Below are 21,311 nucleotides of genomic sequence, written 5' to 3'. Positions count from 1 at the left end.
TTAGGAAATCTTATGACTTCTTTACCAATCAAATCCAAAGCCCGTTATCTCGTTGGTATCGATTTAGGTACCACCAACAGCGTAATGGCGTATTGTGAAATTCAAGATGATTTAACCCATAGTCCAGTGAGCATCTTCGATATTGACCAACTCGTCGGCCCCGGTGAAGTCGTGCGCAAGCCCTTATTGCCCTCTTTCCGTTTTCACCCAACTCAAGGGCAATTTCAAACCAATGACATGACACTACCGTGGAATCCTCAGCCAGTAGCAGGAGAAATCGATCAAGTCATTATTGGTGAATGGGCTCGAGAATTAGGAGCGCAAATTGAAGGTCGACAAGTTTCTAGTGCTAAAAGCTGGCTATCGCATGATGCGGTCGATCGTGAATCTGAAATCCTGCCTTGGTCTGGCTCCGATAATGTCGAAAAAGTCTCACCATTACTGGCCAGTGCCAGTTACCTAAACCACATGCGTCAGAGCTGGGATCATCACAATCCAGGTCATAAATTAGCCGAACAAGAAGTGGTGGTCACCATCCCTGCCTCGTTTGATGAAACCGCGCGTAATCTCACTTTAAAAGCCGCGCAACTGGCAGGTTTAACACAGATTCACTTACTCGAAGAACCTCAAGCGGTCTGTTATGACTGGTACAGTCGCCATTTAGACAGCGCCTCAGAGCAGTTAAAAGACATTCCATCAATTCTTGTGTGTGATGTTGGCGGTGGTACGACCGATTTAAGTTTAATTGCTGCCCAACATAATGATGTTCAGTTGTCACTCAACCGTATCGGTGTAGGAGATCACTTAATGCTCGGTGGTGACAACATCGATCTCGCCCTTGCCCATCTTGCTGAACAACGTTTAAGCCAAAATAAAAAGCTCAATGCAGCCTCTTTAATGAAGCTCATTCAACAGACTCGTAAAGTCAAAGAAGATCTGCTGCGCCCTGATGCTCCCGAGCAAGCCAAAATTTCCATTTTAGGTAGCGGTTCACGTTTGATTGGTGGCACCAAAAGCGCGCCTATTACCAAGCAAGAAATTCATCAAATCGTATTAGATGGCTTTTTTCCATTAACAAAACCAACAGAAATCCCTCTTCAGCGAAGAACGGCTGTCGTCGAATTTGGTCTACCTTACGCTGCTGATGCGGCCATTAGTCGCCATTTAGCAGAATTCATTGCCAACCACTCACCCGATGGCAAAACCCCAACCGGCTTATTATTAAATGGCGGTGTATTTAATAGCGAATTAGTTGAAAACCGCATGCTGGAATTGCTTAGCCAGTGGCATGGTTCACCCGTGACATTGCTCGATAACCCGAATCCTGATTTGTCGGTGGCTTACGGCGCAGTCGCCTATGCGAAAGCGCGTCATGGCGCACAACTGAAAATCGGTGGCGGTTCAGCCCGTTCTTACTTCTTGCATCTCAAACAAAAAAACACTACGCAATCGAAAGCCTTGTGCGTACTAGCCAAAGGCACAGAAGCAGGACAAGAAATTCGCCTAAACGGACGACAATTTTTACTGACCTTAGGTGAACCAATTCAAATTGATTTGCTCACCTCAACTCAAGAGCAGTTCATTGACTCTTCAGGCTCTCTGACAGCTCCAAAAAATAGCCTACTAGTGAATGTTCAAAGCAACTTGGAACGCGCAGCATTCAAACCTTTGCCGCCTTATATCGCCACATTAGAAGGCAGACAAGCGCGTGAAAGTTTACAAACGAACCAAAAAGATCGCGTCGAAGTCATGCTGGCTTGTCAATTAACCGAAGTCGGCACCTTAAAAATTGAATGTGTCAGTACCGAAGATAACAGCAAGCGTTGGCTGCTTGAGTTTGATACCCGCAAACATGAAGAGTTTGAACAAGCACAAACTCACCCTCGTTTAGAGCAAGCCAAAGCATTGATTTCGGCTGCCTACTCGGCCAATAAAAAAGCCGACAACACGAAATTAATCAAAACATTGAGCAAAGATCTGGAAAAACAATTGGGCAAACGTGAACAATGGGACTTCCCAACCTTACGCCAACTGTTTGATGCTTTCTCATTAGGAAAGAAACGCCGTCGTCGTTCAGATGCCCATGAAAAACAATGGTTACGTTTAGCAGGGTTTGCACTACGCCCAGGCTATGGTGATCCAACTGACGAGTGGCGAATTGAACAAACTTGGGCGCTTTATCAGCAAGGCATTCAATTTCCATCTCACCAAACGTGGTCTGATTGGTGGGTATTTTGGCGTCGCATTGCGGGCGGTTTAAATCAAGAACAGCAAGAAGCCATTCTGGCGGATATTGCCAAATACCTTCACCCTGGCGCACATCGCAGCAAAGGAACAGGTAAAGAAGCCAATGAACATGGATATGAAGCCATGGTGCGTTTATCGGCCTCTTTGGAGCATCTAGACAGTGAAGATAAGATCTTACTTTCAACTTGGTATTTAAACCGCGCACAAAAATCCTCAGAACATACACAAGCGCATTGGTGGGCGTTGGGCCGCTTAGCATCTCGCAGCCAAATGTACGGTAGCCAACACAATATTGTGCCTGCCGCGCAAGTGAATCAATGGCTACTTAAAATGCTTGAACTTGATTGGAAACAAGAACCGATGATTGCCTTTGCTGCGGTAATGATGGCACGTAAAACCGGTGATCGGAGTTTAGATATTTCTGAAGATATTCGCGTGAAAGTGATTGAGAAACTGCAAGCATCCCGTGCAACGCTTAGCTGGATAGAACTAGTCAGTGAAGTGAAACAATTAACTGAAGATGAATCGAAAAAAATCTTTGGTGATTCGATTCCTGCTGGTTTACAAATGATTGGTTAATACCAATCACACTAATTAGATGGTCAGAAATTGCGTAGGAAAAAGGCTTGAGAACAAGGCGGAAATTTTCGATAAGTAGTTATTCTACAATCAACTCTTTTTTATACGAAAAGTCTAACGAAGTTATCGAGCTTTTTAACAAGCAAGTTCGATCAGATAATTAGTACGATTGGTATAAATACGTTACCGTATCGATGAAGAAGCTTTTAGTTTATAAACAATAAAGGATGCGCCATGAAGATTTTAGTTACGGGAGCAACAAGTGGTATTGGCTATCAAACGGCTAAATATTTAGCACAACAAGGTCATCAAGTGGTAGCAACCGGTCGCAATCAAGAAAAATTAGATGAGCTCGCCGCCGAAGTGGAGTGCCGAACTATTACAGCGGATTTAAGCGATCCGACCGAAGCGGTTGAATTATTTGCTCAAGCACTTAATTTGCTTAATGGTATCGATGTCTTGATCAATAATGCCGGTTTAAACACGCGTAAATGTGGCATTGATGAATTCACGCTAGAAGAATTCGATTTGCAATATGCTGTTAATTTACGTGCACCCGCCCTGCTCTCTCGCGAAGCATTAAAGCTCATGAAAGCGCAACAGTCTGGCTACATTATCAATATCGCCAGTACTGTGGCTAAACGTTCAAATGAATCCATGAGTGTCTACACCGCAATGAAACAAGGTTTTGCTGGTTTTAGCTCAATCTTAATGAAAGAAGCCCAGCCGTATGGCATCAAAGTCAGCACCCTATACCCGGGTGGTACGGACACCAACTTCCGAGAAGCTGAACGTCCACAATATATGTCGGCTCAAAGTGTCGCTAAAACCATCGCCCATATCCTAGAGTTGCCAGCAGATGTGGTGATGCATGAAATGACCTTCCGCCCACCCGTTGAATTAGAGTAATCAAATTAAGCTGATTAATTTTACGTAGGTCTTATCTAAAAAATAAAGCCCAAGCAATGACGTGATTGCTTGGGCTTTAGCGTATCTGCTCAATGGCTGATTACATAAACCAACTCCACCAAATAAAGGCTGCTAAGAAACCAAATAGATAGATGAAGCCAACCCATGATAGCGCTTTTAATTTACCAGCAAACTTCAAGTCATCCGGCAAGCTCGTTTTTGTTACCAAGCGGTAGTTCAAAATCGCGAAAATCGGCGTTGTCATAAAGGCTAAGATCATTGCGAAGTGCATCATCGACATTAATGATGAAGTGAAGAATAGAATTACCGCAAAAGCCAACAAACTGACAATTACCATCCAGACGTTTAAAGTCGATTTAGCAACTTGTGGATGTGAATCTTCTGTTTTACTGCGTAACAGCAATGTGCTTTCAGTTAAAACACGTGAATAACCATCAATACAAGTAATGGTGCTACCAAAGATACAGAAGAAGGCAATAACCGCAATCAGATAGCGAGACCACTCACCAATTGAGGCGGTGTACATGCTCACTAATTGATGCGAAAAACCAATACCAGACGTTTTTAGCTCTTCACCACTGCCGTTTAACACTAACGCGCCTAATGCTAAAAAGACGATAGCAAGAATCGCGGTGCCAATGTAACCGACATTAAAATCAAACAATGCGCTGCGAGCTGTGACTTTTTGCTCTTTGCTTTGTGACTTTAGCCACAATGAATTGAAGCACGAAATTTCAATCGGCGCTGGCATCCAACCCATCATGATTACAATGAAACCAAACGCGGCCATCGTCCAAGCGGATGGGCTTTGATATTCAGCAGGAGCAACCGCACCTTTACTTGCCGCAATCATCACCGCCAGTAGCGTGGTGATCACGAGCACGGCCATGATCACTTTTGACAGAGTACTTAATGCTTTAAAGTGACCGGCCATCAAAATAAAGAGACACACGACTAAGATCCCACCAGAAATCACGGGGATAGAAAGCGAAATCGGTAGGAAGTAGCCCATCAAACTAGCACTAAACATTAATAGTGCAGCGATGTTGACGAAAGCAGAGACAAAGTTCAACACGTTAAACAACCAAAGGTAGCCAATGCCCATTTGGTGATAGCCTTGCACCAAACTTTGGCCCGTACCAACGGTATATTGCACCCCTGCTCGGAAAAATGGGTATTTGAATAAGTTAACAAGCAGGATCAACAACGCAAGTTGCCAACCATAAATTGCTCCCGCTTGAGTTGATGATACTAAGTGTGAGCCGCCAACTGCCGCAGAGGCCATCATAACGCCAGGGCCAAGCGCTTTTAGTAAAGAGGCTTTTTGATTGATTTCAACGGTTTGGGGGTTGGATATTGTGGCGGTATTTTCCATATTCTGTCCTTATCAAGTTGTCAGAAGAAACATTAATCAAACCACTGATCGATCGATTTTCTTCAACTTGTTATTGTTTGCCTTCCTAGCGAATAACCTACAGCCGTTGGGGTAAGACATTCGCAAATTGGCTTTATATTAAAATCCGCTACTCGTTTAATGACATGGCTTACAAGATAAAGACCAGCATTGTGAGTGAGGATGTTACAGATTGTTAATTATCTGTTTTAGAACATTCTGCTACCTTTGCCACCTAGGTACAAGCATTGAAAATAACCGAGCAGAACTTAATACTGACTTTGACATGAATATTAGTAATATCATTCATGATAGAACACTCAACAGTAGGAGTGCCTTGTGAGAAGGGCTAAAAAAGACATAAAAAAAGCTGACTAAATCAGTCAGCTTTTATCGAAAAAATGTTCCATGAATTTAGTCAAGAAGCGACCAGATTCATTTCAACCGGGTAATTAGTACAAACCCAAGTCTTTTTGCAAGTGAGATGATAGTGTTGACGCATCATAAGCTGCCGTTGCAGGCTTTTTGGTTGCACCAAACAAAACATCTACGATATGCATCATCAATCCTTTGACGTTAACCGAGTAGGTTTTTTGCTCCATTGATGGATTTGCAACTGATTCTAAAATTGCTTGTGTCATCGCGGTATTCACTCTATTTAACGTTCAATTTGCGCGCATAATAGCGCTGAGATTGAAATGATAGAAATGAAAAAACACACAACTTCGGATTAGTTTTTCTAATTAACAAGGTTTCAAACTGATTTAAAACCAACCAAAAATATAATTCAATAAAAACAACCACTTGGCTTTTAACTCAATGATTTATTTCATCAACAAGTCGGCGATAACAATTTAATAACATTTAACTTATTTAACACTGAGATGAAATTTATTGTGCAATCCACTGAGTCTCAATTAACACGTCATCATACTGCTTAATCCGTGCGGTAAAAATATCGCCCTCATGAACCACACCTACCCCACTAGGTGTGCCTGTCATGATCACATCGCCATTGTTGAGGGTGGTATAAGATTTCACTTCATTAAGGATATCTTCCGGAGAGTACATCATATTCATCACCCCACCGGCTTGCACACGTACGCCATTAATCAGCAACTCCAGCGAAAGCCCTTGCCAATTACCATTAGAAAGAGAGACAAATTTACTCAACACCGCTGAGCCATCAAACGCTTTCGCACGCTCCCAAGGCAGTTGCTTAGCTTTAAGTGCAGATTGTAATTCACGTTTGGTTAAATCTAAGCCAAAGCCTACTGCATCAATTTCACCATTTTTGATGGTAAAACAGATTTCACCTTCATAATGCAGTGGTTCTTGATGGTATGACGTCAACTGGTTAGTGATTGAGGTATTGGGTTTATTAAACACCATCATTTGGTCTGGCATCGCATTATTCAGTTCTTTCACATGCTCGGCATAATTACGCCCTACGCATACGACTTTCGATGGTTTTACTTTTTTGTTATCCACCAATATTGTTGTCATCTTGCTTCCCTCTTTGACTTACACCGCTATACCTTTCCTACTTGGGGCATATTAATGATTAATTTGAAATACGAAACGATGCATCAAGCTCACTCATGCCTAAGCCATTGCGTTTGTTCACTTTAATTTGTACAGGGATGCGTTCTTTCATTGCTTCAATATGACTAATCACGCCGATCATTTTTCCTGAAGCATTAAGGTTATCTAACGCATTCAAAGCAATATCTAACGTATCCGCATCCAAAGTACCAAAACCTTCATCTAAAAATAACGAATCAATACTGGTTTTGTGACTGACTAAGTCAGATAACGCCAGCGCTAGGGCTAGACTGACCAAAAAACTTTCACCGCCCGATAAAGTTTTTGTATCACGAACACTATCACCTTGCCATGTATCAACCACAGACAAAGCGAGTCCATCGGCAGATAACGCAGATTGCACTTCTGAATCGCCATTGCCAACCGCCTTTTGTGAAACATCCAACGCTTGTTCCAAACCTGATCTTTGCAGCAAATAGCGGCCATGCAGACGCTCTAGTTGCTTATTGGCGAGATAAACTAGGTTATCTAACGTCAAGCCTTGAGCGAATTTTCTAAATTTATCCCCACTTTTCGAACCGATCAGAGAATGCAGATATTGCCAATCATCATAATGACCGCGTGCTTGTTCAATTTGATCAAATAGCGCTTGTTGGTTTTGTTTACGGCTTTGGTTAAGTTGCAATTCATGCTCAACTTGCCCAGTGCGATAGGTTTGAGCATCCAGTGTTTGACTCAATTGTTGCTGCTGCGCTTGTACTTCAGTCAATTCAACTTGTTGCCATTGGTGCGCGTTAGGATGCGCTTTTATCTGCTGCCACTGGCTTTGCGCATTGTCCATTAACGCTTGGGTACGTTGTAATTGGTCATTAATGCTTTGCTTGAGAGTCACTAGCGCTTGTCTAGTCTCAGCATCTAATAACGCACGCTCAAAGTCTTGTTGCTGCTCAAAAGGGCTTGCCTGTAAAGCGTCAAGCCACTCTTGATGATAACCTTGCTGCTGTTGCTTTTGTTGCGTAAGTTGAGTCTCTAAACTTTCAAGCTCGCCAGAAGATTTCTCTAGCGCGGCTTGTAGCTGATGAAAATCTTGCTGCGCAGTCAGTTGTTGCTTTTCTTTTTCCGCTAATTTTTGTTGGCTACTCGCCTTTTCATCAGCAACTTGTCTTACACCAAACAAAGCCTGCCTTTGCTGTTTTAAGCGCGACAATAATTCGGTTTCACTGGCAAGCGACTTTTGCGTTTGATTTAAACCTGTAGACAGTTCTTCCAGTTCTTTTTCAATTCGAGTTAACGTCTGTTGGCTTTGCTCTAATTTATGTTTGAGCTCACTGTGCGCTTGATGTTGCTGTTGCCATAAAAGCAACGCTTGTTTCTTCTCTGCAAGCCAGTCGGTCAAAGTTGCAACGTCATGCGCTTGATAATGCACATCATAATCAGGGAGTGCATAACCTAATGACTGCCATTGCTGTGTCAGCGATTGATAGAGTGAGATTGCCGCTTGCTGTTCATCTCGAACTCGCTGAGCTTGTTGTAAATCCTGCTGACTTAACGTGTCCAGTTTATGTTGAAGGCCACTTAATGCCGCTTTCGCTTTATCACGCTCATTAATACTCAACTGCCAAGCTTCTTTAGCGGCATAACGCTGCTTTTCTAATTGCGTAACCTGTTGCAATTGATGCTTAAGTCGTTCAATTTCAACGGGTAAACTGACTTCTAATTGTCGCAATTGCGCCGCATCATCAATGGCAAACTCAGTCAGTGTTGAGCCTTTTATTATGTCGAGCCATTGTTGATTCAACTGAGCCAGCTCATCCGCATCTTGCTTTTGCTTTTTGGTGAGGTCTTCAATATAACGTGCGGCAGAATCCAGTTGTGTTCTTGCCTGCATGCCTTTTGCTTCAATTTGCTGCTTTTCCGCTTGTGCTTTCTCCTTATCTAACACGATCTGTGAACGATCAGCGAGCATGCCGTGTTGTAAAATTGGGTGCTCTAACGAACCACAAAGAGGACACGGTTGCCCATCGATAAGTTGAGCTCGGAAATCAGCAAACTGCGTATCGTGATCAATCAGCTTACTGTAACTTTGAATTTGCGCATCGATCGCTTTGTATGTTTGACGCAAAGAAGCACATTGCTGATCGAGCTGTTGATGTAACGCGGTTTGCGCCTTTAATGATTCGGCATCTTCAAGCATTTTAGAAGACAATTTAAGCCAAGCCGTGTGCTTTAGTCTTAATTGATACACGACATTCAGCTGCGCGCTTTTTTGTTCAATACGCACCTGTAAGTTTTCATCATCACTGGCGGTATTACGCGTTAATTCTTGATGATTTTTTTCTGCCGACTCATAGACACTTTGTTTGCCTACAACGTCATTATCAAGCAGCTTCACTCTCTCGGTTTCAGCTTGAATATTTTTTTCTAGCTCGGCTTTCTCGGTTTGTTCTTGCAGTAAAGAGCGCTGCATCTGAGCCAGATTTTGCCCTTTTTGTGCTAATTGCTGAACTTGTAAGTGCCAGCTATTAAGATGCTCAGACAACACTTCATCATTGGCATGCGCTTTCAAATAAGCCTCACACTCAATTTGTTGAGCTTGTTCCGATTTCAAACGCCGTACAACGTCCGTATTTTCTTGCTTTTTTTGATTAACTCGTTGATTTTCTTTCTGATAACGCTCACTCAATTCAGCAACTTTTGCCGTAGTTTGCTCAATTTGATTATCTAATGGCAGGACTTTTTCATCGATTAAATCGAGCAAGTCTTGATGTGATTTCTTCTGCTGTTGGTAAACAAGGTTCGCCTGCTCAAAAGCCTGTTTTTTCGCCTCTTTTTGCGTTTCAAGACCGGTAAAGTGATCACGTTTTTGCTTTAGCAATTGCTCAACTTTCTCCACTTGAGCGCCTGCGTCTTTCCATTGCTGAAACACGAATCTCAATTTTTCTGCCGGTTCGCTAGCGGCTAAGCGTTCTAATTGCGGCTGCGCTTGTTGCTGTTTATCCATCGCAACATCAAAAGCCTGTTTCGAATCCACCAGCGCTTTTTCTGCAGCTTGATATTGTTGCCACCACTGGCTGTGCTGATCCCAACCTTGCAATTTCGATTTGTTGTCAGTGATTGCTGCTTTCAGCTGTTGCAGTTCATCATCAAACGCTTGAATTTGCTCTTGAGTTAATAATTCAACGCCTTTTGCTTGTGATTCTAACTCTGCAAGTTGCTGCTTTACCGCACTATACTGCTCATGCACATTCTCAGAAATTAAGCCGTAAATTTCGGTACCGGTCAGCTCTTCCAATAACTCGGCACGTTCCGATTCTTTTGCATTCAAGAACGCCGCAAACTGCCCTTGAGAAAGCATCATAGATTTAGTGAAGCGAGAAAAATCCAGCCCGGTAATCTCTTTCAGTAAGGTGTCTTTCTTTTTGACTTGGCTTGCTAGCACCTTACCGGACTCAACTTCGGCCAATTCCACTACCGCCGATTGCAAATTGCCCTCTACTTTTCCGCGCGAACGGCGCATACTCCAAAACGCACGGTAAGCTTTGCCTTTTACTTCAAACTCGACTTCTGCCAAACATTCAGCGGTGCCGCGGGTCATGATTTCATTTGATGAGGTAGAAATCAGACCAAGTCTTGGCGTTTGATGATATAAGGCTAAACAGATGGCATCCAGCAGCGTGGTTTTCCCTGCGCCGGTTGGACCCGTTATGGCAAATAAACCATTTTCAGCAAACGGTGACTGACTGAAATCCAACTTCCATTCACCTTTTAAGGAATTCAAATTTTGAAAACGCACACTCAGTATTTTCATTGTTGAGCCCCCTTATTTGGCTGAGATTGGTTTTGTGGAGATTGGTTTTGTGGAGATTGGCTTTGTTGAGTCTGGCCTTTAGTCGTCTCAGTGTCGGAATTCGAGCTTTCAATGTTGACCAGAACTTGCTTAAACTGCTCGGTGATACGCTGTCTACGCAATTCTGCTTGCTCACCATCGAAATCTTCTAAACTTAAACGCTTTTCAAACACATCAAAGGGAGTCAACTCAGCGAGAGTTTCTTTACTGATTTGAGCGAGTGATTTGGCTTGTTGGGTACGGCTACGACGCAGCTGCAATACTTCAACATTATACCCTTCGGTCATTGCTTGAATTCTTGGCTGCAAGTCCGATAAATAATCGTCATGCTCAACGTGAATACACAGCCAAACGGTTTGAGATACGCCCTCGAATTGTTGCAATTGTTGCTCAAGTGATTCCAAAGAACCTTTTAATGTTGCCATCGGCTGGAAAAGTGGGACTGCAATGGGCTCAATGCGCTTTTCCTGCTCCGCAAATTCCACTAGCACAACTTGTTTATTTGATAGCGCAGGTTCTGAAGCCAAATCATTGATTGTTGGCATGCCTTTAATTTCATCAAAACTCAGTGGGATCGGTGAACCGCTATAACGAATCGACTCTGATTTCGCGACAATTTGAGGACGGTGAATGTGCCCTAAAGCCATGTAATCAACCGGTGGAAATGCTTTTGCATCAAAGGCTTCTAAACTACCAATATAAATATCACGCACCGATTCAGAGCTGGTTACACCAAGCGCAGTAAGATGGCCTGTCGCGATGATAGGCAGAGTTTTGTTATGCTTTTTTTGCAGACATAACTGGGTCTCCAACGCCTTGTCATACAGGGATTGATAATGTTGCTTAATCGCCTCACCTAAGGCTGTGTTTTTGTGACTGCTGCTTTCACCTGCGACACTTTGTACGACATCACGCGGACGAATAAAAGGCACCGCGCATAAAATCGCTCCTGGCTGCCCTTGTCGATCATTCAGTATCATCACTTGTTGATCTAACTCATCGGTTGTATTGGCAATCACATGTGTGTTTAAGCAGGCAAGCAGCTGTTTCGATTCATTTAGCATTGAAACTGAATCATGGTTTCCCCCTAGCACCACTAAAGTCACGCCAAGTTGATTCATTTGTACGATAAATTGGTTATACATTTCGCGGGCATAACTCGGAGGTGCACCGGTATCAAACACATCACCGGCTATCACAACGGCATCAATGGACTTTTCTTCGACTATGCTCAATAACCAAGCAATAAAAGCTTGATGTTCGTCTTTGCGACTTTTAGTAAAAAAATTCTGCCCTAAATGCCAGTCGGAGGTATGGAGTAATTTCATAGTGATAGAGGCTAATTTGATGAAGTTAGGCGGTAGATTGTGCCATAACCACTTGAATATGAAAGCAACTAAATGGATTTTCTACGCGCATAAAAAAGCTCAGGAAATTTAACCTGAGCTTGTTACAAAAACCATCACAAAAGTAACGGCCAGCTATGCGTAACCAGAAAATGCACAGTCTGTTTAGCTGATCGGCGGCCAAACCAAAAGCTAAACTTGTGCTGGTATACAGCTAATAATGCTGTATTACCTACATACACCACCTGTTTTAATGATAGACAATTGCAAGCAACCGAATTCATCGCAAACAGGTCGTGTACATTCGAAGAAAAAGAAATACTAGGCTGAAACTAGGTATTACAAGACATTATGCTGAATGCACTGTTTTCACTGTGAGAAGTTTCAATCATTTACATTTAGGTTTTGTGACATTTAGAACATTTCGAATAAATGACACGATCTGTCCCACAACTTGTCGTACAACCTCTCAATGACAACGATTGTAACGTGTCAGTTTCCGGCTGTCACCATAACTGTGAGATTGGTCTCTATTTTAATGTAAGCTAATAAATATAAACTCGATAAATTGTCGGATAGGCTCAAAGCATCCAAGCTGATAGATTACCAAGCAATTAAGACAATTTAATGAAAGGGTTCACATAATGAAGAGCATTATGCCCACTTCGATTGAAGTGGGCAATGTTAACATCAAGGTACTAAGATCTGTTGGAAAATAGTCTAAGAATTAGAGTACTTCAACAGAATCATCGACATATCGTTTAAAGACTGGGTTTTCTAACTCTTGTGGGCCTGCGGGATTCCAAAGTCGATTTTTAATACCTTTAACGACGAGATAAATGACTGCAGTATCAATGGCAGACATCAAAGCGATGTTGACGGGGCTTTGTTGCTTAAATCGATGGAACTAAATCAAAAAGCTCCGATCTGATCGGCTACACCCATCAATCGTCGTAGCCTCATGCCTAAACCTCTTTATAAAACAACTAACTGGAAGCAATACAACAAAGCCTTAATCAACCGTGGTAGACCTCGCCGATTAAGCGACTTAGCCATTACTACCGCTCTGATGGTGAAACGCGTTTTCTCTATGCCATTGAGAGCGCTGCAAGGTTTTTTAGACTCAGTATTTAAGCTGGCTAACCTCCCGCTTGTTTGCCCACACTACACCTGTATAAGCCGTCGAGCTAAGGAAGTTGAGGTTTCATTTAAAACCAAAACCAGAGGTGCGATACAACACCTAGCCATTGATGCCACTGGCCTCAAGGTTTATGGCGAAGGTGAATGGAAGGTCAAGAAGCATGGTACTGACGGGAAGCGTAGAGTTTGGCGTAAGCTACATATCGCAGTAGATACCAACACCCACGAAATAGTCGCAGCAGAGCTGAGCTTATCTAACGTAACCGATGCAGAAGTACTTCCCAACTTGCTTAAGCAGACACGTCGCAAAATCATTGAGATATCAGGCGATGGCGCTTATGACACAAGGAATTGCCATAATGCCATACGGTTCAAGCGAGCAGTTCCGCTCATCCCGCCAAGAGAAGGAGCAGCCTTCTGGGAACAAGGGCATCCTCGTAACTTAGCGGTAGGTTGCCAGAAGCTCTACGGCTCCAACAAGAAGTGGAAAAAGCGGTATGGCTATCATAAGCGCTCTCTGTCAGAGACCGCAATGTACCGAGTAAAACAGTTGCTAGGTGGGAAATTAAGCCTAAGAAATTACAATGCTCAGGTTGTCGAGACTTACGCTATGATCAAAGCGCTGAACAAGCTTACAAGGCTTGATATGCCTGAAACTCGGTATGTTGTTTAAGAACTGATCAACATGGGGCTACCATGTCTTTTCACCGAATTAAGCAACAAAGCCCTTAATAGGCTCAAATCTTCCACTTTACTGATTTATAAACAGTGTTAGCAAAATAAAAAAACGCACCCGAAAGTGCGTTTCTTCAATGACTAATTACTTCGTCCAATCTAAGATAACTTTCCCAGAAAGCCCGCCACGCATAGTGTCGAAGCCTTTTTGGAAATCATCAACGCTGAAATGATGCGTGATGATTGGTGTTAGATCTAGGCCAGATTGAATCAGTGATGCCATCTTGTACCAAGTTTCGAACATGTCAGGTATGAGCTTAATATAGGCTTTTATTTTCAATAAGTTATCAAAACAAGCTCTTATCATGGGGCTAATATGGGGCTTTTGTAAAAACCACGCAAAATCCTTAAAGATCAACCTAACCACTTCATAGTATATACAACCTAAATATTGACAACGCGCCTAGTTCGGGGCTAACCTAAAAATGCACTGGCAAAATCCAGTGTCGGGATTAGTCCCCCGTTTCGTTTACAGGCGCATAGTCGCCAACCTCGTGTTGGTTTTTTTATGCGTAAAATCCGCACACCTAAAAAATTATGGTGGGCTGGATGAGGCAGCTTCGGCTGGCCGTTTCCTGTAGACGGTAGGACTAACCTTGTTCAGTTCACCACCCAAGATTAGTCCCTTGATGGTGAACTTCTATAAATTACAGGAGTGTCACTATGACTACATTAATTAGCCCTATCTCATCCGCCAGACCTACCGATCTTGTTTTTATGTCACAAACAAACGATCTTGTTACAGATTCATTTCTGGTTGCAAAATATTTTGGTAAGCGCCATGACAATGTATTACAAAAAATAAGATCTCTTGGGTGTACGAAAAATTTCGTAGACCTTAATTTTAAGGTTTGCCATAAAAACAATGAGTTACAAAACGGAAGGCTGCAGCCATTCTATCAAATGACTAAAGATGGATTTGTATTTTTAGTGATGGGTTTTACAGGAAAGCGCGCCGATGAAATCAAAGAGCGCTACATTAACGCATTTAATGAAATGGCGGATCAACTTAAAAAACCACAGCAACCAATGTTTACCCCACTTCCTGAAAACGCCCTGCAATTGCCAGACTTTCACTACCAACGCATTCTATTAACTGTTGAGCATGGCAATATAATAAGTACTAAGATCCTTTCCAACGAAGAACAGTTCCTGAACACCAAGCAATTCATTAACTACTTTAAGGAGCCGTGTGTGGCACTTAACCAGATGCCTCAGTTAATTGAATTGGCTAAAGCGGTAAATGATCGGATCTTACGACTGGCTAGTAAGTAAAAAAATAAACTATTACAAGCTAAAAATATAAATAAAAAAGGCTGCTTTAATAGAAAGCAAGCCACAAAAAATAATTAAAGGTAAAATTTATGACAATAATTCAACAAATAAGGTTTCACTCAGATAAAGGCACAATTGTGACTATTATTGAGCCATCAAGCTCAGTTAATGGTAATTATTCTATTGTTAGCGACATGCTAGGTATGATTGATGACAATAATTTTCAAGATGCCGAAAGTGCTTTCCGCGCAATAATCCGATGTGTCAATGAGGTGAAAGTTAGCAAAATAACTAGCACTGGTGAATATATCAGTAACGAAATTATCCAAGAAATTGTGGATAATACGGTTATGAGAAACGTACCTATCATCTCTGAGTAACATACATTGCTTTAATAAATAGCACTGAATTTAACGTGCTATTTATTAATTGCATCACCTAGCACCATGATCCCCACTCAATCGAATCGACATTCCAGAGTCATTTAATGACCACTCCACTGATTTTGTGCGCCACTTGCCATCTTCTACATCACCGAACCCATCAAGATTCACATGACCTTCAGCAACCAGCGTCATTAATGACGAGCGAGCTGGCATCGTAATATCCAGCGTATCACTGCCCGACTTTACGCTTTTCGCTCTGGCGACCACTGCAGCCTCGGCCTCTTCGTAGTTCGGGTACTTAAAGACAATTCTGAACTCTGGCTCTCCGGTACCTGTAGACACCTCTTTAATGTCACCAGATTCGAGATCATGATAAGTCGCAACTACACGGCGCACATCATTGCGACTACTAAAACGGCACTGCCACGTTGTAACTTGGTGCGGTTGAATAGTGATATTTGTCAGCTTCTTACCCGACGCTGATTTGCCCTCACCCTCTTTTAAAAAGAGCCAGTAACCATTAGCAGGCTTGCTAACAGCGCCGTAACGCTTAGCCAGCCGCGTTAACAGGTTCATGTCACTTTCGCCAACCTGATCAACGTGAGTAATCTGAATGCTATCCAACTCACTGTTAACTCTCGGTACCAGACCATGTTCAGACGCCACGGTTTTAACTAAATCACCCAAAGTGACATCATCAAAACTTCGGGTTTTTTGAGTCTGCAGGCTTCCTGATTGCTTGCGGTTATCCATTGGAGCGGCGTTAGCCACAATCTGCACTCGTCTTGGTGGGCCACTGGAAGTTACCTCATCAACAACGTACTGCCCTTTATCAATCAATTCACCATTAAACCCCAAACCAAGGCGAAGAACGACACCTTTCTTCGGCGTTGCCACTGAATCAGGCAAACTAACGGTAATGGCTAGGCGATCAGATTCACTGCCAGCATTATCTGTTAAGGTTAAGCTGATCAGATTTTGCTGAATAACAGCCGTGATGTCTTTGCCATCCGCTGAAAGGGAAAAATCTGGACGGTAATCTAATCCCATAAACTAGATGACTCCTTAGCGACTGGTGTAGGTAGGTCAGGCAGCGTAATTTGAATACCGCTTGGAAGAACGGCACCACGGTCAGCAAGACCAGGATTAGCTTTTAGCACCTCAGTCACTGCACTTTCCCGACCGTAATGACGCCAACAAATAGCATCAATCATATCCCCCTCACGGGTTCTGTAGGTCGTCGCCATAAAATGATACCTCCAAGGTAAAAGACTGACGTCTTGGCAGGCCACCTTTGATGAATTTGGTATTGGTTTCACTCAAATCAGTCATAACCCAATACCCCATCACATCACCAAGACCGCTAACGAGCAATTGGGGCTTGTATTCATTCCCCATATCCGCCAGCTTTTCAATTTGATGGGTGCCGACATCTCGAAACGTGGTCGCAATTTGCCCGTTAAGAGAAATCTTTACGGGCGCTTTGCCTGTGTACTGAAGAAGATCGGACTGACCAATCCGTGACTGTGAATTCCAGCGCCACTGCCACGTTCTGACCAGTTCATTGTAAGCGGCGGAATCAATATTAAATTTGAAACCGCCAAGGGACAGCATAACTTGAGCCATTAGCCCGCCTCCGGTAGATCATAGAGCGCACTATCTTGATAACCGCCAAGCTGAGAATGAACAGCCTGAGCGACTTCTGCAGGGGATTGACCTGGTGCAGCATAAACTTTGATTTCACCAACGCTTTGGTGAACCGTATTACCTTTGCTGGCAGGGTATGAACCATTAATTGCGGCAACAGTTCGACCTTGCGAGGCTTCCTGCTGAATCTGGTGATAAGATTTAACTTGCGGTGCCGGGGAATCGCTATCCCAGAACTTCAAAGAATCCATCCAGCCGCTAACGGTATCCCAAATGCCTGAAATCTTGGCTAGACCAGCATCGAAGATGCCTGTAATGCCACCCCAAAGATCAGAAAAGAACCCGGTAAGCGGCTCCCAATTGTTAATAATCAGCCCCAAAGGAGACCAATCAAACAGTGTCTTGATGACATTGAACGTTGCTGGAAATTCGGTTTTAAACCAAGTCAGCTTTTCGCTAAACCAAGCCGTAACCGCATCCCAGTTTTGATAGAGCTGAATACCTGCGAAAATAAGAGCACCAACAGCAGCTACTACTGCTCCAATTGGGTTGGCGACCATAACAGCATTTAGACCGGCCATGCCTACTTTCATGGCTCCAATTGCTTTAACAGCAGAAAACAAGGCTTGCCCCATGCTAAATAAGCTTATAACAAGCTTACCAGCCAAAAGTGAAGCAACAGCTACTCCTACTGTTTTCCAACCGCCAAATATTTGCACTATGTTATTAACGCTGGAGCCAATTTCCCAAACTGCAACAGTAAAATCCTTAGCTCCATAGACCAGGCCTTTTAAAGTACTGACCACCTCTTCTTTGTTCTCTCGAACGTACTTACTAACCGATTGACCAAGGTTCTGAATATCCCCAGCCATCTCACCGCCAACAATGCCTGCAATCTCTTGCCAAGCTGAACTGATGGTCGTTTTCAGGTTTTTGAATGACTGACCATAAGCTACCGCACCATTCGCACCTTCCTCGGTCAGCATGTTGAATTGGCGTTGCTCGTCCAGCAGTTCGTTCAGGCTTTTGCCCGTATTGCGGATATAAGTGGTAACTTTGTTGCCTTCACCACCAAAAAGCATGTCAGCCAATGAAGCGGCTTGCTGCTTATCTGTTACGCCCTCAAGGCGTTTCATGATGAACTCAAACTGATCGGCAGCAGCCATGCCCTCCATCATTGACTCATTGATACCAAGAGCACCAAATACATCAGCAACGGATGATTGCTCACCCAAGGATTTGAACTCACCAAATTTATTGCTGAGTTCTTCAATCATGTCACCAATGTGTTCACCATCAAGCCCAGCCTGCTGAGCCACGCCGCTCCAGGCATTGAAACGCTCAATGCTCATATCATAAGCTTTGGCCATGCCAACCATGGTGGCGGTGTTTTCATTAGTTACTGTCATTAAGCCAGTGATGGCGGTGGTAGTCGCCCAAATACCGCCAACTGCAGCAGCACCTGCCTTTGCAATTCCACCTAAACTCTTACCTAAGCCAGATGTTTCTTCAAAAGCCACTGCCTTTTCGCGGGCTTCATCCAGCTCATCACCAAGCTGCTTATAACGCCGGGTTAATAAGCTAACATCAGCCCCTGCTAACTTAGATTTTTTGATCTCTTTGGTGAGCTTACTTTGCTCACGCTCGAGCTCTTTGACATTCTTGGTTGCCTTTCCCATTGACTCATTGAATGCAGAGCCGATTTTTCCAAAGCTGCCATCAACGGTGCCACCTAAGGTGACCACCGTTTTAAGATTTTGACTTACCATCAGACTTTTCCTTCTTCGGCAGCAGTTCAATGAACTCTGTGAAAGTGCTCATAGGCAAATCCAACAACTCAGAGAGTGACCAGCCTGTGTGGCTGGCCAACACGATTAACCCTCGTTGGATGTCTCGTTCTTTGAGTTCTTCTTGCGAAAACCCACGATGACTTTTTGCACCTCCGTGTAGTCTTCCATATCCAGCTCTTGAATAACGGAAGGATCAACTTCCGCTAAAAGCGACATTAGATGCACTTCTTTGTCGGCATCATTTTTGTTCTGTTTATCCGCGATCAGCTGATCACGAACTTTAGGACGGCGGAGGTTAAGAACTTCAATTTTCTGACCACCTAACTCTACTGGGTAGGCAAGTTTCACTTCTGTTTTTGCTACTGGGTATGTCATAACTTCAATCCAATAAAAAAGGCCGCATTAGCGGCCATAAATACGAATGCGACCACGGTCGCAGAGAATTAAGAAAGCTGCAGAATAGCTCGGATGCCCTCAAGGACATCAATGCCACCCAATTTACGAACGTGGTTAACCGGATCCACTTCAATAAGAACCACGCCAGCACGGACAACCTTGTAATAGTCCAGCTTCATGGTTACTTTCATGGCTTTATCACGCTGGCTTCCAGTATCCTGAGTGTCACGCTCAATCTTGGTGATCATGCCACCCAGTTCTTCAACCAGGTCATAGCTGCCACCTGTTAGGTCGGTGTACGTAGAACGAACCGATACCGCTGTGCGGGTGCCTTGACGCAAACCAAACAACGGCAATACAGTCACATCCACACCAAAAAGTGCAAAACTCGCTTCCATACCAGCCATGCCTTCATCCACTGGGATAGGCATATCCATGTCACCCGCTTGGAAGTCAGAGGTCAGCACCTCAATAACTGGCGGAGTGTACTCTTTGGCATTACCGGCTTTGCCGATACCATCCACCCAAATAGCCCAGCGGCTAAGTAAATTGTCACCTGCCATTAGCCAAATACCTCTTCAAGATAATCATTGTTCAAACGAGAGCGGAACACGATGTGCTCAGCCGGATACGGTGGACAGAAGTCGAAATCAAAGTACACCAGACCTTTTTGAATGGTTTCTGGTGTATTCAGCTCTTTGTCAGCCCAACATTCACCACCTAGAATCGCTCCTAACGCCTTTAATTCACGTAGGTAGGAATTCACCCCAGCAATTACGTCATCGACGTAGGTCTTGGTGATGTTGCGGTCTACGGCCCACATATGAGAGCGCTGTACACTGTCATTGATGATGTCAGCAGTTCGGCGGGTCTGCTCAAACGTCCACTTAGGATCCACGCTGCAGGTACGGTTACCCCAGTGGCGGAACCCCCCCTCACGAATGATGGTACTCACCTTGTTTTCGTTCAGCATGTTAGCCGTGGTATTCGGGTCACCCAGTGACCAATCTACTGGCTGAGAAGTACCAACGATGCCATAAACCTGCTGATTCGATTTCGACCACCAAAAACCTTTCTCTGCATCGATACGCGCACGCAAACCTGCAGCACGAGCTGAGTAAGGACGATCAATTTCTTTGGCCTGCTCAGTATCGAACACTCGCACCCATGGCCAAGTCACTTCCACACGCTCACCAAACTGGCGAGCACGCTTGATAGCGTCGGTATAGCTGGCAGTGCGTTCACAATCTGAGTAGAAGATAGCGCGGAGGCGTTTGGCTTTCGCCTCGCCCTCACTCGATACGGCATCCAACTGGCTAAATTCTGGAGCAACCAAGATGCGCGGGGTGTATCCGGTTTCGGTTTGGCTATCAAGCCAACCCTGCATAGCCTTGATGATATTTGCCTGGGTAGTGGCATCATCCGCACCTTCTTCGGCGCGAACCACGATGACCAATGCACCTGTTTGGTCAAAGATGTCATCAATCGCAGCAGGTAGCGTACCGCCAACACCCAAGCCTTCAGCACGTTTGCGACTGCCTGCCACTGCAACCGGCTTATACAGTGGGAAAGGCTCATTCTCACCGCCAGTGAGATAAGTGCGAGGGGCTGAAGCCACATCACCACTGCCATCACCAAGCACCGCTACACCTACCAAAGCAGTAGCGTCTGCATCGGCATCAATGGCGGCTTTAATCTCGACTGCAGTCGATGTGATCACCTTGCTGGCATCGGTGGCCAGCGTTACCTTAACTTTACTGCCGTCCACTTCAACGACAAGTGCAGTATCAGCTGCTGCTGGGTCAACCACTTCAATACTGATGGCGTTGCCTTCCGTGCCTGCTGTCTTAGCAGTAAACACTAAGCCATCATTTAGGATTGAACTGCCAAGGGTGAGCGTAGCTGCAACTGCAGCGGCGGCTCCTGGTGCCGTACCAACCAGACCAATAACGGCTGATTTTACGGTTTGAATCGGGCGTGAACCGTCATCAATCTCGATGACTTCCACACCATGGAGAAATTGCGTCATAGCTAATTCCTATTCGTCGGATAATA

The 21,311-nt window shown here is 44.0% G+C and carries 17 protein-coding genes and 4 pseudogenes; 5 read left to right on the top strand and 16 right to left on the bottom strand.

Annotated elements, in window-relative coordinates; translation table 11 throughout:
* Positions 1-12 precede the first annotated feature (12 nt).
* Together Vgang_RS13935 and Vgang_RS13930 are read left to right on the top strand one after the other, a co-directional pair.
* Positions 13-2,826, top strand: a complete 2,814-nt coding sequence (locus Vgang_RS13935) for an Hsp70 family protein (protein ID WP_105901453.1) — start codon at positions 13-15, stop codon at positions 2,824-2,826.
* Positions 2,827-3,060: 234 nt separating this feature from the next.
* Positions 3,061-3,735: an SDR family oxidoreductase gene (locus tag Vgang_RS13930; RefSeq protein ID WP_105901452.1), complete on the top strand. Its 675-nt coding sequence runs from the start codon at positions 3,061-3,063 to the stop codon at positions 3,733-3,735.
* A 100-nt stretch (positions 3,736-3,835) separates the two neighbouring features.
* Here Vgang_RS13930 and Vgang_RS13925 read toward each other — a convergent pair whose 3' ends face one another.
* The 8 genes and pseudogenes from Vgang_RS13925 to Vgang_RS13900 form a co-directional block, all read right to left on the bottom strand.
* The gene (locus Vgang_RS13925; RefSeq protein ID WP_105901451.1) at positions 3,836-5,131 is read right to left on the bottom strand and encodes an NRAMP family divalent metal transporter; all 1,296 of its coding nucleotides are present in this window, start codon (positions 5,129-5,131) and stop codon (positions 3,836-3,838) included.
* Between the two features lie 470 nt (positions 5,132-5,601).
* Complete coding sequence (locus Vgang_RS13920; RefSeq protein ID WP_105901450.1) at positions 5,602-5,790, bottom strand: hypothetical protein; 189 nt, start codon at positions 5,788-5,790, stop codon at positions 5,602-5,604.
* 250 nt (positions 5,791-6,040) lie between these two features.
* Entirely contained in the window at positions 6,041-6,655 is a 615-nt protein-coding gene (locus Vgang_RS13915; protein WP_105901449.1) for a fumarylacetoacetate hydrolase family protein, read from the bottom strand.
* 58 nt (positions 6,656-6,713) lie between these two features.
* A pseudogene (locus Vgang_RS17155) lies at positions 6,714-7,076 on the bottom strand (SbcC/MukB-like Walker B domain-containing protein); the annotation flags it as partial.
* 80 nt (positions 7,077-7,156) lie between these two features.
* A pseudogene (locus Vgang_RS17150) lies at positions 7,157-7,355 on the bottom strand (hypothetical protein); the annotation flags it as partial.
* A 2,240-nt stretch (positions 7,356-9,595) separates the two neighbouring features.
* Positions 9,596-10,502: pseudogene (locus Vgang_RS17120) on the bottom strand (AAA family ATPase); the annotation flags it as partial.
* Entirely contained in the window at positions 10,499-11,869 is a 1,371-nt protein-coding gene (gene sbcD, locus Vgang_RS13905; RefSeq protein WP_105901447.1) for an exonuclease subunit SbcD, read from the bottom strand. The pseudogene Vgang_RS17120 and the gene sbcD, both read right to left, overlap by 4 nt.
* 745 nt (positions 11,870-12,614) lie before the next feature.
* Positions 12,615-12,752 carry a hypothetical protein gene (locus tag Vgang_RS13900; RefSeq protein ID WP_157946000.1) on the bottom strand — a complete coding sequence of 46 codons (138 nt, stop codon included), beginning with the start codon at positions 12,750-12,752 and terminating at the stop codon, positions 12,615-12,617.
* Positions 12,753-12,848: 96 nt separating this feature from the next.
* Here Vgang_RS13900 and Vgang_RS13895 point away from each other — a divergent pair, with 96 nt between their 5' ends.
* The gene (locus Vgang_RS13895; RefSeq protein WP_105901446.1) at positions 12,849-13,700 is read left to right on the top strand and encodes an IS5 family transposase; all 852 of its coding nucleotides are present in this window, start codon (positions 12,849-12,851) and stop codon (positions 13,698-13,700) included.
* 147 nt (positions 13,701-13,847) lie between these two features.
* On the opposite strand, the pseudogene Vgang_RS13890 reads toward Vgang_RS13895, so the two are convergent.
* Positions 13,848-14,009, bottom strand: a pseudogene (locus tag Vgang_RS13890) (L-threonine 3-dehydrogenase); the annotation flags it as partial.
* 416 nt (positions 14,010-14,425) lie between these two features.
* On the opposite strand from Vgang_RS13890, the gene Vgang_RS13885 reads away from it, so the two are divergent.
* Positions 14,426-15,037 carry a Rha family transcriptional regulator gene (locus Vgang_RS13885; RefSeq protein ID WP_105901445.1) on the top strand — a complete coding sequence of 204 codons (612 nt, stop codon included), beginning with the start codon at positions 14,426-14,428 and terminating at the stop codon, positions 15,035-15,037.
* An 89-nt stretch (positions 15,038-15,126) separates the two neighbouring features.
* Entirely contained in the window at positions 15,127-15,417 is a 291-nt protein-coding gene (locus tag Vgang_RS13880) for a hypothetical protein (protein ID WP_105901444.1), read from the top strand.
* Between the two features lie 54 nt (positions 15,418-15,471).
* On the opposite strand, the gene Vgang_RS13875 is transcribed toward Vgang_RS13880, so the two are convergent.
* From Vgang_RS13875 to Vgang_RS13845, 7 genes are all read right to left on the bottom strand, one after another.
* Complete coding sequence (locus Vgang_RS13875; protein WP_105901443.1) at positions 15,472-16,473, bottom strand: contractile injection system protein, VgrG/Pvc8 family; 1,002 nt, start codon at positions 16,471-16,473, stop codon at positions 15,472-15,474.
* Positions 16,464-16,670 carry a tail protein X gene (locus tag Vgang_RS13870; protein ID WP_105901442.1) on the bottom strand — a complete coding sequence of 69 codons (207 nt, stop codon included), beginning with the start codon at positions 16,668-16,670 and terminating at the stop codon, positions 16,464-16,466. Before Vgang_RS13870 ends, Vgang_RS13875 begins: the two co-directional genes overlap by 10 nt.
* A complete protein-coding gene (locus Vgang_RS13865) occupies positions 16,645-17,049 on the bottom strand; it encodes a phage tail protein (RefSeq protein WP_105901441.1) in 405 nt (134 codons plus the stop codon). Before Vgang_RS13865 ends, Vgang_RS13870 begins: the two co-directional genes overlap by 26 nt.
* Entirely contained in the window at positions 17,049-18,839 is a 1,791-nt protein-coding gene (locus tag Vgang_RS13860; RefSeq protein WP_105901440.1) for a phage tail protein, read from the bottom strand. The genes Vgang_RS13865 and Vgang_RS13860 overlap by 1 nt, the downstream gene beginning before the upstream one ends.
* 105 nt (positions 18,840-18,944) lie before the next feature.
* Positions 18,945-19,235, bottom strand: a complete 291-nt coding sequence (locus Vgang_RS13855) for a phage tail assembly protein (RefSeq protein WP_105901439.1) — start codon at positions 19,233-19,235, stop codon at positions 18,945-18,947.
* 68 nt (positions 19,236-19,303) lie between these two features.
* On the bottom strand, positions 19,304-19,819 hold the full coding sequence (locus tag Vgang_RS13850; protein WP_105901438.1) for a phage major tail tube protein: 516 nt from the start codon (positions 19,817-19,819) through the stop codon (positions 19,304-19,306).
* Positions 19,819-21,285, bottom strand: coding sequence for a phage tail sheath C-terminal domain-containing protein (locus Vgang_RS13845; RefSeq protein WP_105901437.1), 1,467 nt, complete (start codon positions 21,283-21,285; stop codon positions 19,819-19,821). Before Vgang_RS13845 ends, Vgang_RS13850 begins: the two co-directional genes overlap by 1 nt.
* Positions 21,286-21,311: the final 26 nt, after the last annotated feature.

The organism is Vibrio gangliei, from assembly GCF_026001925.1.
In the GTDB taxonomy this organism is placed as follows: Bacteria; Pseudomonadota; Gammaproteobacteria; order Enterobacterales; family Vibrionaceae; genus Vibrio; species Vibrio gangliei.
Note: the sequence above shows the minus strand (reverse complement) of the source record. Positions and strands in the feature narration are given on the sequence as shown.

Coding starts and splice junctions, on each gene's coding strand:
- Vgang_RS13930 (WP_105901452.1), top strand. CDS start 3,061: ATGAAGATTTTAGTTACGGGAGCAACAAGTGGTATTGGCTATCAAACG.
- Vgang_RS13925 (WP_105901451.1), bottom strand. CDS start 5,131: ATGGAAAATACCGCCACAATATCCAACCCCCAAACCGTTGAAATCAAT.
- Vgang_RS13875 (WP_105901443.1), bottom strand. CDS start 16,473: ATGGGATTAGATTACCGTCCAGATTTTTCCCTTTCAGCGGATGGCAAA.
- Vgang_RS13845 (WP_105901437.1), bottom strand. CDS start 21,285: ATGACGCAATTTCTCCATGGTGTGGAAGTCATCGAGATTGATGACGGT.
- Vgang_RS13915 (WP_105901449.1), bottom strand. CDS start 6,655: ATGACAACAATATTGGTGGATAACAAAAAAGTAAAACCATCGAAAGTC.
- Vgang_RS13920 (WP_105901450.1), bottom strand. CDS start 5,790: ATGACACAAGCAATTTTAGAATCAGTTGCAAATCCATCAATGGAGCAA.
- Vgang_RS13860 (WP_105901440.1), bottom strand. CDS start 18,839: ATGGTAAGTCAAAATCTTAAAACGGTGGTCACCTTAGGTGGCACCGTT.
- Vgang_RS13855 (WP_105901439.1), bottom strand. CDS start 19,235: ATGACATACCCAGTAGCAAAAACAGAAGTGAAACTTGCCTACCCAGTA.
- Vgang_RS13880 (WP_105901444.1), top strand. CDS start 15,127: ATGACAATAATTCAACAAATAAGGTTTCACTCAGATAAAGGCACAATT.
- sbcD (WP_105901447.1), bottom strand. CDS start 11,869: ATGAAATTACTCCATACCTCCGACTGGCATTTAGGGCAGAATTTTTTT.
- Vgang_RS13900 (WP_157946000.1), bottom strand. CDS start 12,752: ATGTCTGCCATTGATACTGCAGTCATTTATCTCGTCGTTAAAGGTATT.
- Vgang_RS13865 (WP_105901441.1), bottom strand. CDS start 17,049: ATGGCTCAAGTTATGCTGTCCCTTGGCGGTTTCAAATTTAATATTGAT.
- Vgang_RS13870 (WP_105901442.1), bottom strand. CDS start 16,670: ATGGCGACGACCTACAGAACCCGTGAGGGGGATATGATTGATGCTATT.
- Vgang_RS13885 (WP_105901445.1), top strand. CDS start 14,426: ATGACTACATTAATTAGCCCTATCTCATCCGCCAGACCTACCGATCTT.
- Vgang_RS13895 (WP_105901446.1), top strand. CDS start 12,849: ATGCCTAAACCTCTTTATAAAACAACTAACTGGAAGCAATACAACAAA.
- Vgang_RS13850 (WP_105901438.1), bottom strand. CDS start 19,819: ATGGCAGGTGACAATTTACTTAGCCGCTGGGCTATTTGGGTGGATGGT.
- Vgang_RS13935 (WP_105901453.1), top strand. CDS start 13: ATGACTTCTTTACCAATCAAATCCAAAGCCCGTTATCTCGTTGGTATC.